The sequence below is a fragment of the Wenjunlia tyrosinilytica genome, from assembly GCF_014646055.1.
In the GTDB taxonomy this organism is placed as follows: domain Bacteria; phylum Actinomycetota; class Actinomycetes; order Streptomycetales; family Streptomycetaceae; genus Wenjunlia; species Wenjunlia tyrosinilytica.
Genome location: NZ_BMMS01000019.1, coordinates 175,755 through 183,254, shown reverse-complemented (window position 1 = coordinate 183,254; position 7,500 = coordinate 175,755). Strand labels below are relative to the sequence as shown.

General features: G+C 70.7%; 5 protein-coding genes and 1 pseudogene. 2 read left to right on the top strand and 4 right to left on the bottom strand.

Annotated features, from left to right (window positions below):
• Positions 1-156 (top strand): annotated as a pseudogene (locus IEY86_RS22135) (ATP-binding protein); the annotation flags it as partial.
• 140 nt (positions 157-296) lie between these two features.
• Here IEY86_RS22135 and IEY86_RS22130 read toward each other — a convergent pair.
• The 4 genes from IEY86_RS22130 to IEY86_RS22115 all read right to left on the bottom strand — a co-directional run bounded on the left by IEY86_RS22130 (position 297) and on the right by IEY86_RS22115 (position 5,421).
• A complete protein-coding gene (locus IEY86_RS22130; protein ID WP_189133542.1) occupies positions 297-815 on the bottom strand; it encodes a hypothetical protein in 519 nt (172 codons plus the stop codon).
• A gap of 165 nt (positions 816-980) precedes the next feature.
• Positions 981-2,576, bottom strand: coding sequence for a citramalate synthase (gene cimA, locus IEY86_RS22125; RefSeq protein ID WP_189133541.1), 1,596 nt, complete (start codon positions 2,574-2,576; stop codon positions 981-983).
• Between the two features lie 436 nt (positions 2,577-3,012).
• Entirely contained in the window at positions 3,013-4,119 is a 1,107-nt protein-coding gene (locus IEY86_RS22120; protein ID WP_189133540.1) for a branched-chain amino acid aminotransferase, read from the bottom strand.
• A 255-nt stretch (positions 4,120-4,374) separates the two neighbouring features.
• Complete coding sequence (locus IEY86_RS22115) at positions 4,375-5,421, bottom strand: 3-isopropylmalate dehydrogenase (protein ID WP_189133539.1); 1,047 nt, start codon at positions 5,419-5,421, stop codon at positions 4,375-4,377.
• Between the two features lie 175 nt (positions 5,422-5,596).
• Here IEY86_RS22115 and IEY86_RS22110 point away from each other — a divergent pair, with 175 nt between their 5' ends.
• Positions 5,597-7,210: a purple acid phosphatase family protein gene (locus tag IEY86_RS22110; protein ID WP_189133538.1), complete on the top strand. Its 1,614-nt coding sequence runs from the start codon at positions 5,597-5,599 to the stop codon at positions 7,208-7,210.
• Positions 7,211-7,500 lie beyond the last annotated feature (290 nt).

Below are 7,500 nucleotides of genomic sequence, written 5' to 3'. Positions count from 1 at the left end.
GACGGACACCAGCCCTACAAGCCCGAAGAAGTCCGCGACGCCCTCCAGATCGGCCCGGACACCCCGATCATCACCACCGACGCCCGCAACCGCGGGGAGACCAAGTCGGCGCTGATCACGCTCGTGGAGCACGCTCTGATGGCCCGTCTTCGCTGACGTGCCGTCAAAGGACGGCTGTAATCGCAGCGCCGGCCGTCCACATGGCTTCAGCACCCGCGCAACCGCGGAAGGTCCCCGCACGCCGCCGCGTGCGGGGACCTTCCGCGTTCGGGGCTTTCTCCTGCGCCCGCAGCCGCCTAGCAGCCGCCGCAGTTGTAGAACAGGACGTCCCAGTGGTTGCTCTCACGGGCGTAGATGTTGCCCGCACCGGAGCGGTACTGGGCCGCACCGTCACCCGGGCGCGGGCCTATGTAGGTGAAGTTGCCGGTGATGTAGCCGCTCAGGCAGCTGTAGGGGCTGAAGTCCAGCTTGTAGCCGTTCCAGTGGCTGTAGGTGCCGCCGGCGTGGCCCGCCTCGGTGCCACCGGTGATGTTGAGCGCGCAGCCGCTGGCGCTCCTGAGGGTCTGCGCGCCCTGCACCGTGGCGAGGTTGATCTGCTCGAACGACGTGCACGTCGGGTTGTTGCGGTCCGAGCAGCCGCCGCTGGAGGACCAGGTGATCCCCGAGGCGCGGAAGCGGGCGGCCGCGTCGGCATGGCTGAGCTTGGTGACGGCGTGGGCCTGCGTGGTGGAGGCGAGGCCGACGCCCGGGGCGAACAGGAGCGTGGCTGCCATGGCGAGCGCGCCGATGGTGGCGCGCAACCGGGTCATGGACATGCGTGGGGAGTCCTTCCTCAGAACCGTGCGACCAACGGGACTGCGGAGCGCTCCCGATGATGCCGAGTTCTACCCCCGTAGACCAGAGGGCCCCGGTGAACCCTGGGCCCACGCACGCCAATTGCGCGACGACCTCCCGGCTGCTCGTCCCGACCGGTCCTCCCGCTACTTCGCCGGGCGCACTCCCGCGCGTACGAGGCCGTAGGTGTACGCGTCGTCGAGCGCCTGCCAGGACGCCGCGATCACATTGGTGCCGACGCCGACCGTGGACCACTCCCCCTGGCCGTCCGTGGTCTCCGCCAGGACGCGGGTGACGGACTCGGTGCCGTGGCGGCCCTCCAGGATGCGCACCTTGTAGTCCACGAGCTCCATCCGTGCCAGCTGCGGGTAGATGCGCTCCAGGGCCACGCGCAGCGCCTTGTCGAGGGCGTTGACGGGGCCGTTGCCCTCGGCGGTGGCCACGATCCGCTCGCCCTTGGCCCACAGCTTCACCGTGGCCTCGTTGGCGTGGGTGCCGTCGGGGCGGTCCTCGACGATGGCGCGCCAGGACTCCACGGTGAAGTACCGCTCGGGACGGCCGTTGACCTCCTCGCGCAGCAGGAGTTCGAACGAGGCGTCGGCGGCCTCGTAGGTGTAGCCCTCGTTCTCGCGCTCCTTGACCCGGGCGACGACCCGGCCCAGCAGGTCGCGGTCGGCGGACAGGTCGTAGCCGAGCTCCTTGCCCTTGAGCTCCACGGAAGCGCGCCCGGCCATGTCGGAGACGAGCATCCGCATACTGTTGCCGACCAGCTCGGGGGTGATGTGCTGGTAGAGGTCGGGATCCACCTTGATCGCCGAGGCGTGCAGGCCGGCCTTGTGGGCGAAGGCGGAGACACCGACGTAGGGCTGGTGGGTGGAGGGGGCGAGGTTGACCACCTCGGCGATGGCGTGCGAGATCCGGGTCATCTCGGCCAGGCAGCCGTCGGGCAGCACCCTGCGGCCGTACTTGAGCTCCAGGGCGGCGACGACGGGGAAGAGGTTGGCGTTGCCCACGCGCTCGCCGTAGCCGTTGGCCGTGCACTGCACATGCGTGGCTCCGCCGTCCACGGCGGCGAGGGTGTTGGCCACCGCGCAGCCCGTGTCGTCCTGGGCGTGGATGCCGAGGCGTGCCCCGGTGTCGCCCAGGACCACGCCGACGACCGCCTGGACCTGGGCGGGGAGCATGCCGCCGTTGGTGTCGCAGAGCACGACGACCTCGGCCCCCGCCTCGTGCGCGGCGCGCACCACGGCCTTGGCGTACTCGGGGTCGGCCTTGTAGCCGTCGAAGAAGTGCTCGCAGTCCACGAAGACCCGGCGGCCCTGCTCACGCAGGTACGCGACCGTGTCGCGGACCATGGCGAGGTTCTCCTCCAAGGTGGTGCGCAGGGCGAGCTCCACATGGCGGTCGTGGGACTTGGCGACCAGGGTGACGACGGGCGCCCCGGAGGCCAGCAGCGCGGCGACCTGGGGGTCCTCCTCGGCCTTGGCTCCGGCCCTGCGGGTGGCACCGAAGGCGACGAGCTGGGCGTGGCGCAGTTTGAGCTCGGAGGCGGCGCGGGAGAAGAACTCGGTGTCGCGGGGGTTGGCACCCGGCCAGCCGCCCTCGATGTAGCCGACGCCGAAGTCGTCGAGGTGCCGCGCGATGGTCAGCTTGTCGGCGACGGTGAGGGTGATGCCCTCACGCTGGGCGCCGTCGCGCAGCGTGGTGTCGAAGACGTGGAAGCCTTCGTCGGGTCGGCTCATGACTGGTTTCTCCTGTCGGATGCGGTCTACCGGAATGACCGGCTCCACCGTCCCCCTATGATCCCTCGCGCCGGGCGTCCGGCGGGTTCGCCGCCGAAACGCAAAAGACCTCTCGCGGGTGCGAGAGGTCTGCGCGCGGGTCTGAGGACACGGTGGCCGCTGCCGTGCCGGGTTCTCACGGAGCGGTCACTGCGGACCGGCGCGCCTGCTGCCAATAATCATCGCGGCATACGAGAGCACGCTGGCAGTGTGACACAGCACCGCCCGGGTTGGACAAGTCCGTCTCACGATGCGGGCCCCCGGTCCGATGGCCGGGCGCCCGCATCCGATCGGGCTCCGGTTCGCCGTCGACGTGCGCCGTCATTCGCCGTCGACGTGCCGCGTCGGCATTTCACCGTCGCAATCGACCGTCGGCGTCGGCCGTCGGCGCCGGCCGTCAGGCGATGGGGTGCATCCAGCCGTGGGTGTCCTCGGCGGCACCGGTCTGGATGTCCAGCAGCGCCCTGCGCAGCCGCATGGTGACCTCGCCGGGCTCCCCGCTGCCGACCGTCCAGTTGGCGTCGGTGGACTTCACCGAGCCGACCGGGGTGATGACGGCGGCGGTGCCGCAGGCGAAGACCTCGGTGAGCGAGCCGTCGGCGTTTCCCTGCTGCCAGTCCCCGACGGAGATCCTGGCCTCGGCGGTGCCGTAGCCGAGATCGCCGGCGAGGGTGAGCAGGGAGTCTCGGGTGATGCCGGGCAGCAGCGAGCCGGTCAGCTCGGGAGTGACGATCAGGGCCTTCTCGCCGGACCCGTACACGAAGTACAGGTTCATCCCGCCCATCTCCTCGATCCAGCGGCGCTCGGCGGCGTCGAGCCAGACCACCTGGTCGCAGGCGTGCTCGGCGGCCTGGGCCTGGGCGACCAGGGAGGCGGCGTAGTTGCCCGCGCACTTGGCGGCGCCGGTGCCTCCGGGGGCCGCGCGGACGTACTCCTTGGACAGCCAGACGGAGACGGGTTTGACCCCTCCGGGGAAGTAGGCGCCCGCGGGAGAGGCGATGAGCATGAACAGGTACTCATTGGCCGGCTTGACCCCGAGCCCGTTCTCCATGGCGAACATGAACGGGCGCAGGTACAGGCTCTGCTCGGCCTCGGTGGGGACCCAGGCGGCGTCCTGGCGCACCAGCGCCTCGACGGCGGCGATGAACGTCTCGTCGGGCAGCTCCGGCATGGCCAGGCGGCGGGCGGAGGCACGGAAGCGGGCGGCGTTCCGCTCCGGGCGGAACGTCGAGATGCCGCCGTCCGGCTGCCGGTACGCCTTGAGGCCCTCGAAGACAGCCTGCCCGTAGTGCAGCGTCATGTTCGCCGGGTCGATCTCGAGCGGGCCGTACGGGACGAGCTGGGCGTCGTGCCAGCCGCGGCCGGCCGTCCAGCGGATGGTGACCATGTGGTCGGTGAAGATCCGGCCGAAGCCGGGGCTGGCCAGGCGGGCGGTCCGCTCGGCGTCGGGCAGCGGCTGGGCGGACGGCTTGAGCTCGATGGGCAGTGGTGCGGGCGTGGTCATGGGGTGTCCTTCACCGTGTGGTCGTGTGTGGACCGCGCCTGCGCCCTGGTAGTCGGACGTCCAAGCATCCCGTCGCACAGCGGCCCCTGTGCCGATTATCGCTGCTACGGGTGCCGGGCGTCGCGGAGGTACGGGTACGGCCCATGGTCGATGGTCGCACCCGGCGGCTGGGAAACCCAGCCACCGGATGCCACAGCCAGGAAGAGAGCTGCTGACCGGCCGGTCCCGGCTGGGAATTCAAGGTCGACCGGCAGGTCAGCCGGATACTCGGGCGGCCAGGGCGTCGCCGGTCTGCGAGGTGGTGCGCGTGCTCTGGGTGTCGGCGCGCTCGGCGAGGTCGGCGCTGACCGCGGCCTCGACCCGGGCCGCCTCGGCGTCGAAGCCGAGGTGCCGCAGGAGCATGGCGACGGACAGGACCGTCGCCGTGGGGTCCGCCTTGCCGGTGCCGGCGATGTCCGGGGCCGAGCCGTGGACCGGCTCGAACATGGACGGGAACTGCCCGCCGGGGTTGATGTTGCCGCTCGCGGCGAGTCCGATACCGCCGGTGACCGCCGCGGCGAGGTCGGTGAGGATGTCACCGAAGAGGTTGTCGGTGACGATCACGTCGAACCGCTCGGGCTGGGTGACGAAGAAGATCGTCGCCGCGTCCACGTGCAGGTAGTCCGTGGTGACCTCGGGGAACTCCTCGCCGACCTTGTCGAAGATGTTCTTCCACAGGTGGCCGGCGTGGACCAGGACGTTGTTCTTGTGGACCAGGGTGAGCTTCCTGCGCGGACGGGCCTGCGCCCTGGCGTACGCGTCGCGGACGACGCGCTCGATGCCGAAGGCGGTGTTGAGGCTGACTTCGGTGGCGACCTCGTGCGGGGTGCCGGTGCGCAGCGAGCCGCCGTTGCCGACGTAGGGGCCCTCGGTGCCTTCGCGGACGACGACGAAGTCGATCTCGGGCTTGCCCGCGAGCGGCGACTCCACGCCCGGGAACAGCTTCGAGGGGCGCAGGTTCACATGGTGGTCGAAGGCGAAGCGCAGTTTCAGCAGCAGGCCGCGCTCGAGGACACCGGACGGCACCGACGGGTCGCCGATGGCGCCGAGCAGGATGGCGTCGTGGCCCTTGAGCTCCTCGAGCACCTCGTCCGGCAGGGTCTCACCGGTCGCGTGCCAGCGGCGGGCGCCGAGGTCGTACTCGGTGGTCTCCACCGAGACGTCGTCGCCAAGGACGGCATCGAGGACCTTGAGTCCTTCGGCCACGACTTCCTGGCCGATACCGTCACCGGGGACAACTGCGAGGCGGAGGCTGCGAGACATGTGGGCACACTACTCGCCGTCCCACCGCTTGACACATACCCGTCCACCATCCGGACGCGGTGTTCGAGGAAGCGTTCGACACGGGGCTCCGGCCGTGAAGGTCCGCCATCGTCCGGACGGCCGCAGTTCACCTGAGTTCCTTTTAGGCGCATGGCCCCGATGGCAAGTTGAATGCATGGAGACACCACGTATGGGCATGCCGGAGCGCCTCGTCGAGCGGCTGAGCATGGCCGAGCAGCACGAATACCTTCGTTCCAGGCTGTCCCGGCGCGGTCTGCTGCGCGGTGGCACCGCCGTGGCCGGATCCGTCGCGGGGGCGGGTCTGCTCGGGGGCTCCGCGAACGCGGTCGGCGCCGGCGCCACGGCCCGCACCGGCCCCACCCTGGTGACCAGCCCGGCGACCGGGCACGTCGACGGTGCCCTCGTCGCCCCGTTCGGCCGCCACCTCGCCTTCGGCGGGGACCCCCGCACCCAGATGCGGGTCTCCTGGCAGGTGCCCGTGGCCGTCAAGCACCCCTATCTGCGGGTGGGCGTCGAGCCGTGGGAGCTCGGCCACAAGATCCCCGCCGAGGTGCGTGCGCTGCACACCCCCGCGCTCAGCGACAAGGGCGCGGCGGTCGACCAGGTGTATCTGCACGCCGCGCTGGACGGGCTCCAGCCGGGCACCACGTACTACTACGGGGTCGGGCACGACGGCTTCGACCCGGCGTCGCCGCGCGCCTTCGCCACCATCGGCTCGTTCACCACCGCGCCCCCGCGCGGCACCCGTGCGCCGTTCACCTTCACCGCCTTCGGCGACCAGGGCGTCGGCTACCACGCGATCGCCAACGACAGCCTGGTCCTGGCGCAGAACCCGGTGTTCCACCTCCACGCGGGCGACATCTGCTACGCCGACCCGGACGGCCAGGGCCTGCCTGCCGACGGCAAGGACTACGACGCCCGCACCTGGGACCAGTTCTTCGCGCAGACCGAGTCGGTGGCCTCACGGGTGCCGTGGATGGTCACCACCGGCAACCACGACATGGAGGCCTGGTACTCCCCCAACGGCTACGGCGGCAACGAGGCCCGGTTCGCCTTCCCCGGCACCGGCCCCGACAAGGCCGACGCCCCCGGCGTCTACTCCTTCACCTACGGCAATGTCGGTGTGGTCGCCCTCGACGCCAATGACGTCTCCTACGAGATCCCGGCCAACTACGGCTACACGCACGGCAGGCAGACCGCCTGGCTCGACGAGCGGCTGGCGCGTCTGCGGGAACTGGCGGGGATCGACTTCATCGTGGTGTTCTTCCACCACTGCGCCTACTCCACGACGAGCGCGCACGCCTCGGACGCAGGTGTGCGCGACAAGTGGGTCCCGCTGTTCGAGAAGCACAAGGTGGACCTGGTGGTGAACGGCCACAACCACGTGTACGAGCGCTCGGACGCCATTCGCGACGGTGCCGTGTCCAAGCAGGTGCCGATCGGGGCTACAGCCCACCCGGACCGGGACGGCATCGTCTATGTGACGGCGGGGGGCGCCGGGCGGGCGCTCTACAGCTTCCCGGTGGCCGACAGCTACGAGGGCCACGAGAAGAGGATCGACGACGTCCGCACCTACCACTGGACGAAATCGAAGGAGAAGGCCCCGGAGACGGTGCACTGGTCGCGGGTTCGCTACACGGGCTTCTCGTTCATCAAGGTCCACGCCGTGCCCGCCGCGAAGGGCAGGACCACCACGCTGGCCGTGAGCGCCGTGTCCGACACCGGCGAGCGCGTGGACCACTTCACTCTGGCGAGGACGGCGAAGTAGCCGCGAGCGGTCGAGGGCGGTCGTCGCGGGGCCGCTGTCGCCCAGGTGCGGCGGGCGGGCTCAGCGGCCGCCGCCCGGTCGCTTCAGCGGCTCAGTGGCCGGTGCTGCCGCCGTTGTCGCGGCGGTCGAGGGCGCGCTGCAGGGCTTCGGCGGCTTCCTTGCGGGCGGTCTCGTCCATGACTGACTCCATTCCGGAAGTGCGGGCAGCAAGATCGGGCAGCTCGAGGATTCGAGGAAGGCGGAGAACGCCAAGGAGTGGGGCGGGCAGTCCCGGATGCGGCAGGGGTGGC

Coding starts and splice junctions, on each gene's coding strand:
- IEY86_RS22130 (WP_189133542.1), bottom strand. CDS start 815: ATGTCCATGACCCGGTTGCGCGCCACCATCGGCGCGCTCGCCATGGCA.
- cimA (WP_189133541.1), bottom strand. CDS start 2,576: ATGAGCCGACCCGACGAAGGCTTCCACGTCTTCGACACCACGCTGCGC.
- IEY86_RS22120 (WP_189133540.1), bottom strand. CDS start 4,119: ATGACCACGCCCGCACCACTGCCCATCGAGCTCAAGCCGTCCGCCCAG.
- IEY86_RS22115 (WP_189133539.1), bottom strand. CDS start 5,421: ATGTCTCGCAGCCTCCGCCTCGCAGTTGTCCCCGGTGACGGTATCGGC.
- IEY86_RS22110 (WP_189133538.1), top strand. CDS start 5,597: ATGGAGACACCACGTATGGGCATGCCGGAGCGCCTCGTCGAGCGGCTG.